Annotated in this window: 20 protein-coding genes; 9 read left to right on the top strand and 11 right to left on the bottom strand. The window is 65.0% G+C overall.

What is annotated here, in order from left to right:
- Positions 1-4: 4 nt before the first annotated feature.
- Positions 5-361 carry a hypothetical protein gene (locus KVX96_RS06685; RefSeq protein ID WP_261193552.1) on the bottom strand — a complete coding sequence of 119 codons (357 nt, stop codon included), beginning with the start codon at positions 359-361 and terminating at the stop codon, positions 5-7.
- Between the two features lie 39 nt (positions 362-400).
- Positions 401-733 carry an arsenate reductase family protein gene (locus KVX96_RS06680; RefSeq protein WP_261193550.1) on the bottom strand — a complete coding sequence of 111 codons (333 nt, stop codon included), beginning with the start codon at positions 731-733 and terminating at the stop codon, positions 401-403.
- Positions 734-942: 209 nt separating this feature from the next.
- Between KVX96_RS06680 and KVX96_RS06675 the strand changes: the two genes are divergently transcribed.
- From KVX96_RS06675 to KVX96_RS06655, 5 genes are all read left to right on the top strand, one after another.
- Positions 943-1,152: a cold-shock protein gene (locus tag KVX96_RS06675; RefSeq protein ID WP_261193549.1), complete on the top strand. Its 210-nt coding sequence runs from the start codon at positions 943-945 to the stop codon at positions 1,150-1,152.
- Positions 1,153-1,416: 264 nt separating this feature from the next.
- Positions 1,417-1,626: a cold-shock protein gene (locus tag KVX96_RS06670; protein ID WP_261193547.1), complete on the top strand. Its 210-nt coding sequence runs from the start codon at positions 1,417-1,419 to the stop codon at positions 1,624-1,626.
- A 171-nt stretch (positions 1,627-1,797) separates the two neighbouring features.
- Positions 1,798-2,592, top strand: coding sequence for a 5'/3'-nucleotidase SurE (gene surE / locus KVX96_RS06665; protein WP_261193546.1), 795 nt, complete (start codon positions 1,798-1,800; stop codon positions 2,590-2,592).
- The gene (locus KVX96_RS06660) at positions 2,589-3,227 is read left to right on the top strand and encodes a protein-L-isoaspartate(D-aspartate) O-methyltransferase (RefSeq protein ID WP_261193545.1); all 639 of its coding nucleotides are present in this window, start codon (positions 2,589-2,591) and stop codon (positions 3,225-3,227) included. Before surE ends, KVX96_RS06660 begins: the two co-directional genes overlap by 4 nt.
- Positions 3,228-3,246: 19 nt before the next feature.
- The gene (locus KVX96_RS06655; protein WP_261193544.1) at positions 3,247-4,461 is read left to right on the top strand and encodes a peptidoglycan DD-metalloendopeptidase family protein; all 1,215 of its coding nucleotides are present in this window, start codon (positions 3,247-3,249) and stop codon (positions 4,459-4,461) included.
- Positions 4,462-4,662: 201 nt separating this feature from the next.
- Here the strand turns inward: KVX96_RS06655 and KVX96_RS06650 are convergent, their stop codons facing one another.
- The 5 genes from KVX96_RS06650 to KVX96_RS06630 form a co-directional block, all read right to left on the bottom strand.
- On the bottom strand, positions 4,663-6,312 hold the full coding sequence (locus KVX96_RS06650; protein WP_261193543.1) for an ABC transporter substrate-binding protein: 1,650 nt from the start codon (positions 6,310-6,312) through the stop codon (positions 4,663-4,665).
- 171 nt (positions 6,313-6,483) lie between these two features.
- Complete coding sequence (locus tag KVX96_RS06645; RefSeq protein WP_261195396.1) at positions 6,484-7,326, bottom strand: ATP-binding protein; 843 nt, start codon at positions 7,324-7,326, stop codon at positions 6,484-6,486.
- Positions 7,319-8,221 carry a twin-arginine translocase subunit TatC gene (locus KVX96_RS06640; protein ID WP_261193542.1) on the bottom strand — a complete coding sequence of 301 codons (903 nt, stop codon included), beginning with the start codon at positions 8,219-8,221 and terminating at the stop codon, positions 7,319-7,321. The genes KVX96_RS06645 and KVX96_RS06640 overlap by 8 nt, the downstream gene beginning before the upstream one ends.
- Entirely contained in the window at positions 8,218-8,733 is a 516-nt protein-coding gene (gene tatB, locus KVX96_RS06635) for a Sec-independent protein translocase protein TatB (RefSeq protein WP_261193541.1), read from the bottom strand. Before tatB ends, KVX96_RS06640 begins: the two co-directional genes overlap by 4 nt.
- 24 nt (positions 8,734-8,757) lie before the next feature.
- Positions 8,758-8,976, bottom strand: coding sequence for a twin-arginine translocase TatA/TatE family subunit (locus tag KVX96_RS06630; RefSeq protein ID WP_261193540.1), 219 nt, complete (start codon positions 8,974-8,976; stop codon positions 8,758-8,760).
- 217 nt (positions 8,977-9,193) lie between these two features.
- Between KVX96_RS06630 and KVX96_RS06625 the strand changes: the two genes are divergently transcribed.
- Together KVX96_RS06625 and KVX96_RS06620 are read left to right on the top strand one after the other, a co-directional pair.
- Positions 9,194-9,553: a hypothetical protein gene (locus KVX96_RS06625; RefSeq protein WP_261193539.1), complete on the top strand. Its 360-nt coding sequence runs from the start codon at positions 9,194-9,196 to the stop codon at positions 9,551-9,553.
- A 26-nt stretch (positions 9,554-9,579) separates the two neighbouring features.
- A complete protein-coding gene (locus KVX96_RS06620) occupies positions 9,580-10,272 on the top strand; it encodes a helix-turn-helix transcriptional regulator (protein ID WP_261195395.1) in 693 nt (230 codons plus the stop codon).
- 87 nt (positions 10,273-10,359) lie between these two features.
- Here the strand turns inward: KVX96_RS06620 and KVX96_RS06615 are convergent, their stop codons facing one another.
- Both KVX96_RS06615 and dacB read right to left on the bottom strand, forming a co-directional pair.
- A complete protein-coding gene (locus KVX96_RS06615) occupies positions 10,360-10,680 on the bottom strand; it encodes an antibiotic biosynthesis monooxygenase family protein (protein ID WP_261193538.1) in 321 nt (106 codons plus the stop codon).
- A 92-nt stretch (positions 10,681-10,772) separates the two neighbouring features.
- Complete coding sequence (gene dacB, locus KVX96_RS06610; RefSeq protein ID WP_261193537.1) at positions 10,773-12,266, bottom strand: D-alanyl-D-alanine carboxypeptidase/D-alanyl-D-alanine-endopeptidase; 1,494 nt, start codon at positions 12,264-12,266, stop codon at positions 10,773-10,775.
- An 87-nt stretch (positions 12,267-12,353) separates the two neighbouring features.
- Here dacB and KVX96_RS06605 point away from each other — a divergent pair, with 87 nt between their 5' ends.
- Positions 12,354-13,241: a DMT family transporter gene (locus KVX96_RS06605; RefSeq protein ID WP_261193536.1), complete on the top strand. Its 888-nt coding sequence runs from the start codon at positions 12,354-12,356 to the stop codon at positions 13,239-13,241.
- Here KVX96_RS06605 and KVX96_RS06600 read toward each other — a convergent pair.
- The gene (locus tag KVX96_RS06600; protein ID WP_261195394.1) at positions 13,180-13,779 is read right to left on the bottom strand and encodes a nicotinate-nucleotide adenylyltransferase; all 600 of its coding nucleotides are present in this window, start codon (positions 13,777-13,779) and stop codon (positions 13,180-13,182) included. The genes KVX96_RS06605 and KVX96_RS06600 overlap by 62 nt on opposite strands.
- Positions 13,780-13,919: 140 nt before the next feature.
- Between KVX96_RS06600 and ettA the strand changes: the two genes are divergently transcribed.
- A complete protein-coding gene (ettA, locus tag KVX96_RS06595) occupies positions 13,920-15,575 on the top strand; it encodes an energy-dependent translational throttle protein EttA (protein ID WP_261193535.1) in 1,656 nt (551 codons plus the stop codon).
- 56 nt (positions 15,576-15,631) lie between these two features.
- Here the strand turns inward: ettA and KVX96_RS06590 are convergent, their stop codons facing one another.
- A complete protein-coding gene (locus KVX96_RS06590; RefSeq protein WP_261193533.1) occupies positions 15,632-16,036 on the bottom strand; it encodes a hypothetical protein in 405 nt (134 codons plus the stop codon).
- Between the last annotated feature and the right edge of the window lie 87 nt (positions 16,037-16,123).

Genomic DNA, 16,123 nt, shown 5'->3' with positions numbered 1-16,123 from the left:
GCGATCAGGCGGCGTCGGGTTTGCGCGACGCCAAGGCAAGGATACCGCCGAGCAGACAAAAAGCGATCGGGAACATCGTGAAGAGGCCAAAGCCGAAGGCGGCATAGATCGCCGCGGCCGAGAGGCACATCAGCACCCCGCCCAACACGGCCTGGCTATGCGCCATGGCCCCGCCCGCGATGGCGAGAAGCGGCGCAAAGAAGCTCGCGGCGCGAATCAGCTCCACGTTTTCAACCTGTTCGATCAGATCCGGCACCTCGCCGAACCAGGCCACGAAGCTCGTGCAACCATAGCCGAAAAAGCCAACGATCATCGCCCATAGCCCGCCGATGATGCCCAGAACCAGTGCCGCGTTTCGCATGTCTTTCTCCCTTGGGGTGCGCCTTACGTAAGCGTCACCTCACCCCTCTGCAAGAAGCGCGGCCCTGACGTCAGGCCCCCAGCCAAGGTAGAGCGCGCCCTCCGCCTCGATCACCGGGCGTTTCATCAGCGTCGGATGGGCCGCCAGCAGATCGGCAGGCGCGCCTGCTCGCTCCGCTTCGCTCAACCCCCGCCACGTGGTGGAGCGCCGGTTGATGAGATTTTCACCAAAGGCGGTGAGAAAACGGGCCAGTTCCTCAGGCGGCACACCATCGGCGCGCACGTCCACAACCTCCGGCTGCATACCTTTTTCCTGCAGCATTTTCAGTGCCTTGCGGCACGTATCGCATGTTTTCAAACCGTAGAATTTCACGTCATTCCCCTGTTACCTGGCCCGCCTAACGTCAATTTGCAGGTCGCCGGGCGTGCCTTTCTCTTGCCTTTTGGGCGAAGTGTGCGAACCTGCTTCGGGGCCTTGGTGGCCCGATTTCATGCTCGGATCAAGGCGGCACTGCCCGATCCCGCAGCGCAAGACACCCCCGGGTATTTTGGGGGCCGAGACGATTGAGAAGGAGAAGCGGCATGCCGAGCGGCACCGTGAAATGGTTTAACACCACAAAAGGCTTTGGCTTCATCGCGCCGGATGACGGCGGTAAGGACGTGTTCGTACATATTTCGGCCGTGGAGCGCTCGGGCCTCACCGGGCTGGCCGACAACCAGAAGGTGGAATACGAGCTCCAGACCGGGCGCGACGGCCGCGAACTGGCCGGGACGATCAAGCCCCTTTCCTGATCCGCACAGCCCGCTGATCGGCGCAAGCCGGGCGCCCGCCGCCCGGCCAAAAGGCGCGCACGCAGCGTTCTGGTCCTCGTTTTACAAAGTTTTCACTTGTGTTGAGTGGCCTGCCGGTGCACTGCTTCTATGTGTGACGCAAGTCCCATATTTCTATCCTGCCTTCTTTTTACCCAAAGCAGCCGGAAAGAGTATTGAGACCAAGCTGCAAGACACCGGCCCGGATGCGTTCCAGCCGCTAACGTAAAATGAAGGAGAGACACGATGGCCAAGGGCACCGTGAAATGGTTCAACACCACCAAAGGCTACGGCTTTATCGCCCCGGAAGGCGGCGGCAAGGACATTTTCGTCCATATTTCCGCTGTTGAGCGCTCCGGCCTCACCGGCCTGGCCGACAACCAAGCCGTTGAGTTCGAACTGCAGACCGGCCGTGACGGCCGTGAGTCCGCGACCGACCTCAAAATCTCCGGCTAAGCCAGCCGAAGCGGCCCGCCACCGGCGGGCCACCCGCAAGACGCGCGGGGCCCCTGTCGGGCCTCGCGGCCACAGCTTGGGCCAAAGCCGCGCCCAAAGCCTCCAAAGCCCCCTGCTGTGCTTTACCTGCCCTTCCCCCTGTTCTATTGAATTTCCAAACAAGGGGCAGACATGCGCATTCTCATCACCAATGACGACGGCATCAACGCGCCGGGCCTTGCCGTGCTCGCCGCCATCGCGGAAGAGATCGCCGGGCCGGAGGGCGAGGTCTGGACAGTCGCGCCCGCGTTTGAGCAATCGGGCGTCGGCCACTGCATTTCCTATACCCACCCCACGATGATCGCCCAGCTTGGCCCCCGCCGCTATGCCGCTGAAGGCAGCCCGGCGGATTGCGTACTGGCCGGGCTCTACGATGTGCTGGCCGAAACGCCGCCCGATCTGGTGCTCTCCGGCGTGAACCGGGGCAACAACGCGGCAGAAAACACGCTCTATTCCGGCACCATCGGCGGGGCGATGGAAGCCGCGCTGCAGGGCTTGCCTGCGATTGCGCTTTCGCAGTTTTTCGGGCCTGAAAACGCCGGGCTCGAAGATCCGTTCGAGGCCGCCGCCGCCCATGGCGCAGAGGCCGTCCGCCGCATCCTGCAGGCCGCTCCGCGGGAAACCGATGACGCCACTTACCGACTGTTTTACAACGTCAATTTCCCGCCCGTCGCCGCCGCTGACGTGAAGGGCATCCGCACCGTGGCGCAAGGCCTGCGCCCCGGCACGCGCTTCTCGGTGGAGCCGCACCACGCGCCATCGGGGCGCAAGTTCCTCTGGGTGCGCGGCGGGCCGCAACACACGCCCACGGCAGAAGGCACGGATGCGGCCGCCAATCTGGAGGGCTATATCTCCGTCACGCCGATGCGCGCCGATCTCACGGCCCATGACGCGCTCGCCGCCCTGCGGGAGCAGCTGGACAGATGATCGACGCCGAGCGCCAGATGCAGTTTCTCTTCGCGCTGCGCTCGCGCGGGGTGACCGACAAACGCGTGCTGGAGGCGATGGAATCCACCGATCGCGGTGCCTTCGTGAAGGGCATCTTCGCCGAGCGCGCCTATGAGGACACTCCCCTGCCCGTGCCTTGCGGCCAGACGATCAGCCAGCCTTCCGTCGTCGGGCAGATGACGCAGGCGCTCAACGTGCAGCCGCGTGACAAGGTGCTCGAAGTGGGCACCGGCACCGGCTATCAGGCCGCGATCTTAGCCAAGCTTGCGCGCCGGGTATACACGGTTGAGCGCTTCGCCACGCTGGTGCAGAACGCCCGCGCCGTGTTTCAGGCGCTGGATCTCTCCAACATCACCGCCATCCATGGCGACGGCAGCCACGGCTTGCCCGATCAGGCGCCCTTTGATCGCATCCTCGTGACGGCCGCCGCCGAGGATCCGCCCGGCCCCCTCTTGGCGCAATTGCGCGAGGGCGGTATCATGGTTGTGCCCGTGGGCCAGTCCGACACCGTGCAGAGCCTGATAAAGGTCACAAGGACGGCGACGGGGTACGAGTATGATGAGCTGAGCCCGGTGCGTTTCGTGCCGCTTCTGGAAGGGCTTGGCAAGGAATAGCCGGTTTGAGGAACGAGCAATGGCACCCAGCCCGAAACACCGCCCCACGCGGGCCCTGATCGCGAGCAGCGCGCTTGTTCTGGCGCTGGCCGCCTGTGACGGCGATTACGATCTGCGCGGCAACATCAGCGGCAACAATTTCGACACGACGAGTGCGGCGCGCACGGCCACCGAGCCGCGTCCGCAGCCCGACAACCGGGGTGTGATTTCCTACCCGAACTATCAGGTGGCCGTGGCCAAACGCGACGATACCGTGGGCGATGTGGCCGCGCGCGTAGGCACCGATGCCGCCGCACTGGCCCGCTACAACGGCATCGCACCGGACGTGCAGCTGCGCGAAGGCGAGGTGCTGTTGCTGCCGGGCCGCGTGGCCGAGCCCTCCCCCGCCACCGGCGCGATTGCCACCGGGCCGATCCGCCCAGCCGGTCAGATCGACGTGACAACCCTAGCCGGGGATGCGATCGACCGGGCCGAGGCTTCACCGAGCGCCACCTCCTCCACGGCGGCAGCCACGCCGCAGAGCACCAGCGCACGGCCGCAGAGCGGGGCAGAGCCTGTCCGCCACAAGGTGGCACGCGGCGAAACGGCCTATTCCGTGGCGCGGCTCTACAACGTCTCCGTCACCGCGCTGGCCGACTGGAACGGGCTGGGCTCTGATCTGGCCGTCCGCGAGGGGCAATACCTGCTGATCCCCGTGGCCGCCGCGAAGCCGCCCGCCAGCGCGCTTTCCGCTGCCGCCACCACGGCACCGGGCCAAGGCTCGCCGACGCCCGAGCCCCCCAGCGCGGCAACACCGTTGCCTGACGAGGTGGCCACCACCGCGAAGCCAGAAGCCACGCCCAACTCGCCCGAACTGGCAAGCGGTGAAACCGCACCCACCCGCAGCGCGGCGCTTGCCTTCCCGACGAGCGGCAGCATCATCCGCCCCTATGCCAAGGGCAAGAACGAAGGCATCGACATCGGCGCCCCCTCGGGCAGCGCGGTGAAGGCCGCCAACGATGGCGTCGTGGCCGCGATCACGCAGGACACCAACAACGTCAACATCGTGGTTCTGAAACACGCCGACAACCTGCTCACGGTCTATGCCGGGGTGGACGCAGTGAGCGTGAAGAAGGGTGACAAGGTCTCCCGCTCGCAGCAGATCGCCAAGGTGCGCTCGGGCGATCCGAGCTTCCTGCACTTCGAAGTGCGGCAGGGGCTGGAGAGCGTGGACCCGATGAACTACCTGCAGTAAGCCATCCGCGCGAATAGGCGCGTGACGCGACAACCTTTTGAAACAAATAAAAAACGCGCCCTAGTTAGGGCGCGTTTTTTGTGTCTTACCACTGTCCGTTCTGCCCAAAGCGCTCGCCCGGATGGGCGCGGCACGCGCCCGCCGTGGGGCGGGCGGGCGCGGGGCTGCCACTGGCGTGACAGCCCTTTGAGCCAGAGTGCCTTAGGCTTCCAGCGCCAGCTTGTGCACGTGGATCTCGTTGATCGGGTGGCTGTCGGCCCCGATGATCCCCGGACGCGCGTGACGGTAGAGCGAGCGCCAGTAAGGCTGGATGATGGTGCCATCATCGCGCAGGAACTCTTGGATCTTCACCATATGCTCGCGGCGCGTGTCTGCATCCGCAATGGCCGAGGCCTCTTCCAGCATGGTGTCGAACTCGGCGCTGGCCAGCCCGGTTTCGTTCCAGGCCACGCCGGACTTATAGGCCAGCGTCAGAACCTGCACGCCGAGCGGGCGGTGGCCCCAGTCGGTGGAGGAGAAGGCGTAGTTGTTCCAGTCGTTCCAGAACGTCGCCCCCGGCAAAACCGTGCGGCGCACCTGCAAGCCCGCGTCGCGCAGCTGCGCGGCCAGCGCGTCGGTGGTGTTGCGGCGCCAGTCATCGTCGATGGAGACGATCTCATGCTCGTAGTCGAGCATCCCGGCCTCTTCCATGAGCGCCCGCGCCGCTTCCGGATCGCGCTGTGGCGCGCCGATGTCGGCATATTCCGGGTGGATCGGGCAGACGTGGTGGTTTTCGGCCACGGTGCCACGGTCGGCATAGCCCAGCTCCAGCAGCACGGCGTTGTCCACCGCCAGCGCCAGCGCCTGGCGCACGCGCTTGTCCTCATAGGGCTTCTTGCCGTCCACTTCCGTCAGACGGTTGGTGCGCAGCACCAACGTGTTCGCGGAAACGGATTCACTTTGCTGCCAACCGATGGCCTCGAAAATCTCGACGAATTCGCCCACGGTCTCGTAGGTCATGTCGATTTCTTCGGCCTCTGCAGCCGCGATATAGGCCGCGCCATCGGTGCCGAAATCGATGAATTCGATGCGGTCCAGATAGGCGCCTTCGCCCCACCATTCATGCTCGGTGTTCTTCTCGAGCACGGCTTTCACGCCGACCTCGTATTCCACCAGCTTGTAGGGGCCGGTGCCCACCGGATCAGCCGCCGGATCGCCGGACCAGCCATCGGGCACGATTGCCGCCGGGTATTCGGTGACAGCCGGGATGATGGTGATGTCCGGACGGGTGAGCTTGAGCTTGAGCGTCGTGGCATCCACAACCTCCAGCGCGCCTTCGGCGGGGCCGTCGCCGGCCTCGTTCTGCAGCGAGCCCATCCGGGCGGCCATGGAGTTGCCTTCCCATGTGCCATCGCACCAGCGGGCGAAGTTATAGGCCACGTCCTGCGCGGTCAGCTCACCACGGCCATCGTTCCACTTCACGCCCGGGCGGATGTTGAGCGTATATTCGGTGGCGTCGTCGTTGACGTCCCAGCTTTCCAGCAGGCGCGGCTCGAAGGTGCCGTCGGCGTTGTATTGCACGAGATACTCAAGGAAGCCGCGCACCACGTTGCCGAGCTGCGGCCAGTTGAAGGTGGGCGGATCCAGCAGCGCGCGCACATCCTGCTGGATGCGGATCGTGCCGCCCTGCGCCATGTTCATCGCGCGGGCCGGCTGGGCCATGCCCATCAGGCTGTAGGCCGTCGTAGCCGTCACGCCGAGCGCAGTTGCGCGAGTCAGGAACTCGCGGCGGCTCAGCTTGCCCTCGGCCACTTCCTGCACGTGCATATGCACGGCGGGATGCATGGCCTCGGTGTTGAAATTCTCAGACATGATGTCTCCTTCCCTGTTCTTAAAAGTCTTTCGTTGAAGCTCTCTGGGGCCAGTGTAACGAGGTTCTGGGCGGATGCAGGGGTTTTCTTAGCGTTAACTTCACGAAATGGTGAGGCCCGCACCATGCGGCACGGGCCTGACACGGGTATCTACCCGGAAAAGCTCAACAAATCAGGAAAGCGAAACGCCGCGCCGGCCCGCAAGATCGGTGAAATACTGCCAGGCCACCCGGCCCGAGCGGCTGCCCCGCGTCGCCTGCCACTCGATGGCCTCGGCCCAGAGCGTCTCTTCGTCGATCTCAACGCCATATTCCGCACAATAGCCGCGGATCATGTCGAGGTATTCATCCTGCGTGCAGGGGTGGAACCCGAGCCAGAGCCCGAAGCGATCCGACAGCGAGACCTTCTCCTCGGTGGCTTCCGACGGGCTGATCGCGCTGGCGCGTTCGTTCTCGATCATGTCGCGCGGCATCAGGTGGCGACGGTTGGAGGTGGCGTAGAACACCACGTTCTCCGGCCGCCCTTCGATGCCACCATCGAGCACCGCCTTGAGCGATTTGTAATGCTGATCGTCGTGGCTGAAGGAAAGATCATCGCAGAACAGGATGAAGCGGGCCTCGGCTTCGCGCAGGATGTTCAAAAGCCGCCCGATGGACGGCAGATCCTCGCGCTGAACCTCCACGATCTTCAAAGGCAGCCCCTGCCGCAGCACTTCCGCGTGGACCGCCTTCACGAGCGAGGATTTCCCCATCCCGCGTGCCCCCCACAGAAGCGCATTGTTGGCCGGAAGGCCCCGTGCGAACTGCAGCGTGTTCTCCAGAAGCGTATCGCGGGAGCGGTTCACCCCCACGAGCAGCGACAGATCCACCCGGTTGACCTTGGCCACGGGCGCAAGGCGATCCGGGCCCACGTGCCAGACGAAAGCCTCGGCGGCGGCGAAATCCGGCGCAGCCATGGGCGCCGGGCGCAGCCGCTCCAGCGCCTCGGCGATGCGCTCCAGCGCGGCGTCATTCATCGTCGAACGCCCCTTCGCCGTGGATGTCCTCATCCCACAGGCCCTCTGCCTTCAGCTTCTTCTCGCGCGATTTCTCCACCCAGCGCACGAGCTGGATCGAAATCTCGTAGAGCCCGTAGACCACCACGAAAAGGATAAGCTGCGTCGTCACATCCGGCGGCGTCACCAGAGCGGCCAGCACAAGGATGCCGACCATCGCGTATTTGCGCACCTTGCCCAGCCCACGCGCGGTAACGAGCCCGGCCTTGCCCATCAGCGTCAGCAGTACCGGCAGCTGGAAGCACAACCCGAAGGCCATGATGAATTTCAGTGTGATATCAAGGGATTCATTGACCTTCCCGAAGAAGGTGATCGTCACCCCTTCCGCCGTCTCCGGCACCACAGCAGCATCGGTGGGCAGGTTCTCCACCGTGCCGGCCAGCAGATCGGCAAAGATCGAGGAAACATCGGCAAAGCCAAGAAAGAAGGCCATCGCCAGCGGTGTCACCACGAAATGGGCAAAGGACGCGCCGAGCATAAACATGAGCGGCGAGGCGACGATGAAGGGCAGGAAGGCGTTCTTCTCGCTCTTGTAGAGCCCCGGCGCGATGAAGCGCCACATCTGATGCGCGATCACCGGGAAGGCCAGCGCAAAGCCGAACACCATGGAGATGCGGAACAAGGTAAAGAGGTATTCCTGCGGCGAGGTATATTGCAGCGTCGGGGAAGGATCGCCCAGCTCGCGCAGCGTGGCCTCAATCGGCGCCAGCAGGAACTGCAGGATCGGCTCGGCCACGGTGAAGGCCAGCACGATGCCGATGATGAAGGCGATCACGGAGCGGATCAGCCGGGTGCGCAGCTCCGCGAGATGCTCGATCAGCGGGGCGGAGGAATCTTCGATCTCGTCAGTGCTCATGTGGTCTTGTCCGAAGCGGGCGTTTCGGGAGCCGGGGTCTCGGCGGCGGGCGGCTCAGAAGCCGGCGTCTCCGCCGCGGCAGCCTCAGCCGCCTTTTCCTTCGCGATGCGATCGCTGGCCACTTGCGCGCTGCGCTCGCGGATCAGCCGGGCCTGCTCGGCGCGCTCTTCCGTCATCTTCGCGGTTTCCGGGCCGCGCGGTTTTTCCACGCCGTCCTTGGCCACTTTCGCATCGCCGGGCTGCCATTTCTCGAACTCCGAGGCGGCATCCTTCAGCTTGTCGAGCCCCAGCTTCTTGGCAGAGGTCGCGTTCTTCAGATCGCTCGCCACATCTTTCACGCCGGCCTCGTCAGCGGCCTCGTTCATGGCGCGCTGGAAATCGCGCGCCATCGCGCGGGCCTTGCCGGTGAACCGGCCCAACTGGCGAAACATCACCGGCAGGTCCTTCGGCCCCACCACGATCAACGCGACGATGCCGATGAGCAGAAGCTCGCTCCAACCAAGGTCTAACATGTGGCTGCGATCCCGCGGACAGGCTTACGCCTTGTCCTTTTCCTTGTCTTCCTCGGGCGTGATGTCGCGCGCCTGTTTGGTGCTGTCTTCCAGCTCCTCCTGGCCTTCGGCGACGCCCTTCTTGAACGAGGTGATGCCCTTGCCCACTTCGCCCATCAGCGAAGAGATCTTGCCGCGGCCGAAAAGAACCAGAACGACGACGGCGATGAGAAGCAGGCCGGGAAGGCCGATGTTGTTGAGCATGTGATGTCCTCCACAGGCGGCGCGCCGGGCGGGGCGCGCGAAATATCAGGTCACACAGAGGTAGCGCTTCGCGGGGGAAGAGGAAATACCCAAAACGCCGCATTCGCCCCTGTTTTCTTGGCTTTCAGCCCGGTTTCTACTATCACTCAACTGACAGGTTTGTGTCAGTTGTGAGCGGGTACACCGGCCATCCATCAACGAAACAAGGAGATTCGCGATGACCACAGCCCAAACCAGCCGCCAGGCAGCAGACACTCGCGAAGCCCATGATGATTCGCCGGTGCTCGAAATCGTCACCTTCCGCCTCACCGAAGGCACGAGCGACGCCGCCTTCCTCACGGCTGCCAGCGCCCTGCGCCCCTTCCTTGCCGCCAGCTCAGGCTTCCGCAACCGCCGCCTCACCAAAGGCGCGGATGGCAGCTGGAGCGATGTGATCGAATGGCAGGACATGGCCACGGCACAAGCGGCGGCCGCCCGGATCATGACAGAGCCCGGCGTCGCGCCCTTCCTTTCCGCCATCGCGGAAGGCAGCGTCACCATGCGGCACGAAACGGTGCAACAGGCGATGAGCGCCTAACGATGGGCGGCGGGCGGAGCAGCGCCATCCGGCGCACCGATCGGCTCTTCGAGCTGATCCAGATCCTGCGCGACGGGCGGCTGCACCGCGCGCGTGATCTCGCCGAGGCGCTCTCCGTCTCCGAACGCACCATCTACCGCGACATGGACACGCTCGCCGGCTCAGGCCTGCCCATCGAGGGCGAACGCGGCGTCGGCTACATGATGACGGCCCCGATCAGCCTGCCGCCGCTGAACCTCACCGCGGTGGAACTCGAAGCGCTGCACCTCGGCCTTGAGGTGGTGCGCCGCGCCGCCGACCGCGATCTGCAGGCAGGGGCCAAAAGCCTCGCCGCCAAGATCGAAAGCATCGTCCCCGAACACCGCCATGCCCCGCCGGAAGGCTGGGGCATGGCCGTCTACCCCTTCGCCGAGGCCGAGGGCGGCTTTCAGCACATGCCCCTTCTGCGGCAGGCGATCCGGCAGAAGCGCAAGATCTGGCTCGTCTACCGCGATGAAGCCGGGCGCAGCAGCCAGCGCATGATCCGCCCTTTGCAGCTGGAATACTGGGGCCGCGTCTGGACCTGCCCGGCCTGGTGCGAACGCCGCAAGGCCTTTCGCAGCTTCCGCACCGACCGCATGGAAACCGTCGAACTCACCTCCGCCCGCTTCCGCGACGAACCCGGCAAAAGCTTCTCCGATTACCTTGCCAGCGTCGCCCCCAGCGATAGCGCGCCCTGATCCCCCTTTCCTCTCGCGGAAAATACCTCGGGGGGAGTCCCGCAAGGGACGGGGGGCAGAGCCCCCTCGCCCGCACGCGCTTCGGCGTCAGCCGAAGCTGTGCATCACCTCATACATCACCGGCTCAAAGCTCTTGCAGATGTCGTTGATCACCCGGTTGCGCTTGCGCATCTCCTCGGTGCGCAGCATGGCCTGAAAATCCTCCCGCCGCTGCCATTGCGAATAATTCGCGATCCGCGTCTGCGCGTCGTTCACATGCAGCCCGGCGGCAATGAAGCCCGGCTGGTGGCGGATCACGTTGTCATAGGCGTCCTGAAGGTGGTCCAGCAGATCCTGACAGGATCCGGGCGTGACCTCGAAGGTCGTGATCACGGTCTGAAGCGGGGTTCCGGCGGCAATCTGTGGCATCGATGATCCTCCCTCTTGGATGGATCAAGCTTGGCAGCTTTCGCGGGCTTCGCCTAGGGGAAAGCCTAGGGAAAGCCAAGCCAAGCCTGCGCTCAGGCGGTGTCGTAGATCGTCGCCCAGCGCAAGATCAGCGCCTGTTGCAGCCGCCGGGAGCGCCGCGCCCATTCGCGCCCGCCCTCGGGCCGCTCGCGCGCTTCCAGCGGGATCGCGTCGCGGCGGTTCAGATCGGCGGTGAAGATCGCGAAGGTCAGATCGCGCCCTTTGCGCGTCGTCGCATAGCCCGCCAATGCGGAGACGAAATTGAGCGTGCCCGTCTTGGCCTCGATGCGGACGGGGTGGCCCTTGATGATCTCGTTTCTTTCGGTGCGGATCGGGATCTCCTTCAGCAGCGGGCGCAGCTGGCCCGCGGGCGCGTTCTGCATCGCCTTCACCATGTCGCGCGCGGAGATGCGCGAGGCATCGCCCAGCCCCGAGTGATCCACCAGCGCCGCATGACGCGCGCCAAGGCCTGCGTTCAGCCAGCTCGACATCGCCGCCGCGCTCTGCACCAGATCCGCAGGCGCGGCACCGCGTGCCACGCTGGCCGCCAGTCCGGCGCTTTCCGCCGTGATGTTGGTCGAATACTTCAGCATCCCGCGCAGCACGTCCTGCAGCGGTGCGCCCGCCTGCTCGGCCAGCGCAACCGTTCCCGCAGGCAGGGCGTCGAGCGGGGCCGCTTCCGCAAGCTTCAGCCCTTGCGAGGCCGCGATGGTGCGAAACACCTCGCCCGCATAAAGCGCCGGGCTGCGCACCGGCAGCCAGCGCGCGCCGCCATTGCCGAGCGCACCGCGCGCCACCGTCCAGTGATCTTCGCTGCCTTGCGCGGCATAGGTGTAGATCGGCGCGTTGCGATCCACCACGCGCATCTTGGCAATGGAAACCGCGGGGTTATAACGCTTGGCGCGCGCATCCATCGATACAGCATAGCTGCCGCCTGCGCGCTTCCATTCGAAATGCACGCGGTTGAAATTCAGGTTCAGCCCGCACACCGCCGGGTTGTAGCCCAGATGATCGGGCTGGCCGGCATCGATCCGCGGCACGAAGGGCAGCGCGCCGGAGTAGACGTAGAACGCCCCCGCCACCTCGCGCAGGCCGGCCGCTTTCAACGCATCCACCAGAACGCCCAGATCGTCGGTGTTCAGCAGCGGATCGCCGCCGCCCGCGAGGATCAGATCGCCCGCCAGCCGCCCGCCCTCCAGCGGCCCCGTCGCAAGCACCTGCGTGCGGAACCGGTGCTCCGCCCCCAAGGCGTCCAGCGCATAGAGCGCGGTGAGCGATTTGGCGACACTCGCCGGGGGCAGCGCCAACAGCGGCTTGTGGACCTCCAAAACCTCGCCCGTGGCGCTGTCCAGCGCCATGAAACCAACCTCGCCGCCAATCTTGGACGCCTTGATCAGGGCTTCCGCGCTCGGCACCAACCCGGCCCCGGGCGCGCTTCCACGCGGCAACGGGCGCAGGCTCGTGACCGGCGCATTGGCAAAGGCTTGCGTTGCAACGCCCGACAGCGCGGCACCAAGGAAGAAACGGCGGGAAATCGGGTGGCTCATGGGGCGGAGTAAACGCCAGCCCGCCCCTGCCCTGCAAGCCCGCATTGATCACTTTTCTTTGCCCAAGGCGCAGGCTAGCGTCGCGCCATGATCCGCGCCGCCCTCCTCATGCTCCTGGCCATGTCCCTGATCCCGCTGGGCGACAGCGCGGGCAAGCTGCTGATCTCCCAGCACGGGGCGAGCCCCTGGTTCGTGGCCTGGAGCCGCTTTGCGCTCGGCGCGCTGGCGATGCTGCCCTTCCTCGGCTCCGCTTTCACCCCCGCCCTGCTTGCGGACTGGCGCATCTGGCTGCGGGGGCTGCTGATCGTGGGCGGCATCTGCAGCATCCTGACCGCTCTCGCGACAGAGCCTCTGCCCAATGTCTTCGGCGCCTTCTTCATCGGCCCCGCGATCTCCTATGCCTTGTCGGTCTGGCTGCTAAAAGAGCGCCCCGAGGCCGCGAGGATTTCCATGCTGTCGGTGGGCTTCCTTGGCGTGCTGCTCGTGGTGAAACCGGGCTTTGGCATGCGCGAGGGCCTTGGCTTTGCGCTGCTGGCGGGCTGTTTCTACGGAGCCTTCCTCACCGCAAACCGCTGGCTCGCAAGCGTCGCGCGCCCGCGCGGGCTGCTGTTTTCGCAACTGCTCATCGGCGCGCTGGTGTTGGCCCCTGTGGGACTGGCGCATCTTCCCCAAGCGAGCGCCCCCGTCGCGGCGCTTGCGCTACTTTCGGCGCTGGCGAGCATGGCTGGAAACCTGCTGCTGGTCGTCGTCTACCGCATGGCCCCGGCCACGCGGCTTGCGCCCTTCGTCTATTTCCAGCTTGTCGCAGCCACGGTGCTTGGCTTTGCCCTGTTCGGCGATCTGCCCGATACATTCGCGCTCGCCGGCCTTGGCCTGCTGATCGTATCAGGCCTCGCAGGCCTCTGGCTGCGCCCTAGCCCCACGCCCCTTTCGCCCGGATCGCGGTCGACGATACATCCACCATCGGCACGTTGATGAAACACCAGGCCGGGGGCGTGGCCCAAGGCAGGAAGTGACTGTCCCGCCCGCGCAACTGGGCCTGCCGGAAGCGGTTGGCCGCCGGTGACAGCCGCGCCGAGATCCGATCCCCGGGGCGCGCGATCACGCCGACGGGCAGGCTCGCCATGATCGACACCCAGCGATCCCATCGGTGGAAGCTGGCCAGATTGTCCGCCCCCATCAGCCAGATGAAATCCACGTCCGGGTAATTGCGAAACAGCGCGCCCAGCGTTTGGGCCGTGTAGCGCGTGCCGACACGGGCCTCGAAATCGGTGATCTTGATGCGCGGATGATCCACCAGCGCCCGGCAGGCCGCCATGCGCTTTTCCAGCGGCGCAGGCCCGCGCGCCTTCAGCGGATTGCCCGGCGAGACAAGCCACCAGACCTGATCCAGCCCGAACCGCGTGAGCGCGGCCTTGGAGATATGCAGATGCCCCGCATGGGGCGGATCGAACGATCCCCCCAGAAGGCCGATCTTCTGGCCCTGCCCCGCCATGGGAAAGCCTGTGCGCATCTTCACCTTTCCTTGCTGCGCCGCACCCTAGGTGGCGGGTGGGGCGAATGTCCAGTGGGGGCGGATTTGCCATTGTCCCGCGCGCCCCTGCCGCCTAAAAAGCGGGCCAATCCGCAATTCTCATGCGAAAGGGCCGTTTCATGGCTTCCTACCAATATGTCTACCACATGGACGGCGTCTCCAAGAGCTATCCGGGTGGCAAGAAATGCTTTGAAAACATCCGCCTGAGCTTCCTGCCGGGCGTGAAGATCGGCGTTGTCGGCGTCAACGGCGCGGGTAAATCCACGCTGATGAAGATCATGGCCGGGCTCGACAAGGATTTCACCGGCGAGGCCTGGGCGGCTGAGGGCGCGAAAGTCGGCTACCTGCCGCAGGAGCCGGAACTGGATGGCTCTTTGAGCGTGCGCGAGAACGTCATGCTGGGCGTGGCCGACAAGAAAGCCATCCTTGATCGCTACAACGAGCTGGCGATGAACTATTCGGATGAGACCGCCGACGAAATGGCCAAGCTGCAGGACGAGATCGACGCCCAGAACCTCTGGGATCTCGACGCGCAGATCGACGTCTCGATGGAAGCCCTGCGCTGCCCGCCGGATGACGCCAATGTCGCCACGCTTTCGGGCGGTGAGAAACGCCGCGTCGCGCTCTGCAAGCTGCTGCTGGAAGCGCCCGACATGCTGCTGCTCGACGAGCCGACCAACCACCTTGATGCGGAAACCATCGCCTGGCTGCAGCAGCACCTGATCGACTACAAGGGCACGATCCTGATCGTCACTCACGACCGCTACTTCCTCGACGACATCACCGGCTGGATCCTTGAGCTGGACCGTGGCCGGGGTATCCCCTACGAGGGCAACTACTCCAGCTGGCTGGAGCAGAAGGCCAAGCGCCTTGAGCAGGAATCCCGCGAGGACAGCTCCAAGCAGAAGACGCTGGAGCGCGAGCTTGAGTGGATGCGCGCCTCGCCCAAGGCGCGTCAGGCCAAATCCAAGGCCCGGATCAACGCCTATAACGAGCTGGCCAACCAGTCCGAGCGCGAGAAGCTGTCGCGCGCGCAGATCATCATCCCCAACGGCCCGCGCCTTGGCTCCAAGGTGATCGAGGTCGAAGGGCTGAAGAAGGCCATGGGCGACAAGCTGTTGATCGAGGATCTGAGCTTCTCCCTGCCGCCGGGCGGCATCGTGGGCGTGATCGGGCCGAACGGCGCCGGTAAGACCACGCTCTTCCGCATGCTGACCGGACAGGAGCAGCCCGATGAGGGCAGCGTGAGCTACGGCGACACGGTGCAGCTCTCCTACGTGGATCAGAGCCGCGACGATCTGGACGACAACGCCAACGTCTGGGAAGCCATCGCCGACGGGCTGGACGTGATCCAGCTGGGCGACGCCGAAGTGAACGCCCGCGCCTATTGCTCGGCCTTCAACTTCAAGGGCTCCACCCAGCAGAAGAAGGTCTCGCTGCTCTCGGGCGGGGAACGCAACCGCGTGCACATGGCGCGCCTGCTGCGCTCCGGCGGCAATGTGCTGCTGCTTGACGAACCGACCAACGATCTGGACGTCGAGACCCTGCGGGCGCTGGAAGACGCGCTGGTGGATTTCGCCGGCTGCGCCGTTGTGATCTCGCACGACCGCTTCTTCCTCGACCGGATCTGCACCCACATCCTCGCCTTCGAGGGCGATGCCCATGTGGAGTGGTTCGAAGGCAACTTCGAGGACTACGAGGAAGACAAGAAGCGCCGCCTCGGCCCGGACGCGCTGGAGCCAAAGCGGCTCAAGCACAAGAAGTTCACGCGGTAAGCCGCTCAAACTTCAGGCAGAAAAGGCGGGCCATGGCCCGCCTTTTTTCATTGTGATTAGCTGTCGCCGCCCTCGCCGGGATCGCTGCCCCCGGGGCCAGGCCCGCCTGGGGATGATCCGTCATCGCTGTCGATCGGCCCGACACCGATGCCGAAGTTCGCGCCGGAGAAGTCGGTTCCGAAGACGCCGATATCAAGGCCCACGAACCAATCGTCGTCTATGTAGGCCACACCGACATTGGGGCGGAACTGTTGGGCGGAAAAGACATAATCCACACCGATGGTCGCAGCCGCCTCGCCGCTTTCATCGTTGGAGAACCCTTTCACACCGATGGCGAAGCCCTCCCCGAAAACCCAGGTCAGGTTGATAGAGGCGGTCGGGTCGGCAAGGGCCGCGCCGGGTGCCAGCAGGGCAGCAAAGGCCGTCCCACACAGGAGGCGTTTGGGCAGAGAATGTGTCATCAAGGGCCTCAAAAAAATCGTTTCAAAAGAAGAGACGACGTTACCACACTATCCTGCTTTCTGGAAAAACTCTTTTCCCCAAGGGCA

This window comes from Pseudoruegeria sp. SHC-113 (genome assembly GCF_025376885.1).
Taxonomy (GTDB): domain Bacteria; phylum Pseudomonadota; class Alphaproteobacteria; order Rhodobacterales; family Rhodobacteraceae; genus Pseudoruegeria.
This window is presented reverse-complemented; position numbering and strand designations above follow the sequence as displayed.

What these genes read in the sequence shown, in the direction of transcription:
- KVX96_RS06685 (WP_261193552.1), bottom strand. Translation starts at nt 361, where the DNA reads ATGCGAAACGCGGCACTGGTTCTGGGCATCATCGGCGGGCTATGGGCG.
- KVX96_RS06675 (WP_261193549.1), top strand. Translation starts at nt 943, where the DNA reads ATGCCGAGCGGCACCGTGAAATGGTTTAACACCACAAAAGGCTTTGGC.
- KVX96_RS06670 (WP_261193547.1), top strand. Translation starts at nt 1,417, where the DNA reads ATGGCCAAGGGCACCGTGAAATGGTTCAACACCACCAAAGGCTACGGC.
- surE (WP_261193546.1), top strand. Translation starts at nt 1,798, where the DNA reads ATGCGCATTCTCATCACCAATGACGACGGCATCAACGCGCCGGGCCTT.
- KVX96_RS06660 (WP_261193545.1), top strand. Translation starts at nt 2,589, where the DNA reads ATGATCGACGCCGAGCGCCAGATGCAGTTTCTCTTCGCGCTGCGCTCG.
- KVX96_RS06655 (WP_261193544.1), top strand. Translation starts at nt 3,247, where the DNA reads ATGGCACCCAGCCCGAAACACCGCCCCACGCGGGCCCTGATCGCGAGC.
- KVX96_RS06650 (WP_261193543.1), bottom strand. Translation starts at nt 6,312, where the DNA reads ATGTCTGAGAATTTCAACACCGAGGCCATGCATCCCGCCGTGCATATG.
- KVX96_RS06645 (WP_261195396.1), bottom strand. Translation starts at nt 7,326, where the DNA reads ATGAATGACGCCGCGCTGGAGCGCATCGCCGAGGCGCTGGAGCGGCTG.
- KVX96_RS06640 (WP_261193542.1), bottom strand. Translation starts at nt 8,221, where the DNA reads ATGAGCACTGACGAGATCGAAGATTCCTCCGCCCCGCTGATCGAGCAT.
- tatB (WP_261193541.1), bottom strand. Translation starts at nt 8,733, where the DNA reads ATGTTAGACCTTGGTTGGAGCGAGCTTCTGCTCATCGGCATCGTCGCG.
- KVX96_RS06630 (WP_261193540.1), bottom strand. Translation starts at nt 8,976, where the DNA reads ATGCTCAACAACATCGGCCTTCCCGGCCTGCTTCTCATCGCCGTCGTC.
- KVX96_RS06625 (WP_261193539.1), top strand. Translation starts at nt 9,194, where the DNA reads ATGACCACAGCCCAAACCAGCCGCCAGGCAGCAGACACTCGCGAAGCC.
- KVX96_RS06615 (WP_261193538.1), bottom strand. Translation starts at nt 10,680, where the DNA reads ATGCCACAGATTGCCGCCGGAACCCCGCTTCAGACCGTGATCACGACC.
- dacB (WP_261193537.1), bottom strand. Translation starts at nt 12,266, where the DNA reads ATGAGCCACCCGATTTCCCGCCGTTTCTTCCTTGGTGCCGCGCTGTCG.
- KVX96_RS06605 (WP_261193536.1), top strand. Translation starts at nt 12,354, where the DNA reads ATGATCCGCGCCGCCCTCCTCATGCTCCTGGCCATGTCCCTGATCCCG.
- KVX96_RS06600 (WP_261195394.1), bottom strand. Translation starts at nt 13,779, where the DNA reads ATGCGCACAGGCTTTCCCATGGCGGGGCAGGGCCAGAAGATCGGCCTT.
- ettA (WP_261193535.1), top strand. Translation starts at nt 13,920, where the DNA reads ATGGCTTCCTACCAATATGTCTACCACATGGACGGCGTCTCCAAGAGC.
- KVX96_RS06590 (WP_261193533.1), bottom strand. Translation starts at nt 16,036, where the DNA reads ATGACACATTCTCTGCCCAAACGCCTCCTGTGTGGGACGGCCTTTGCT.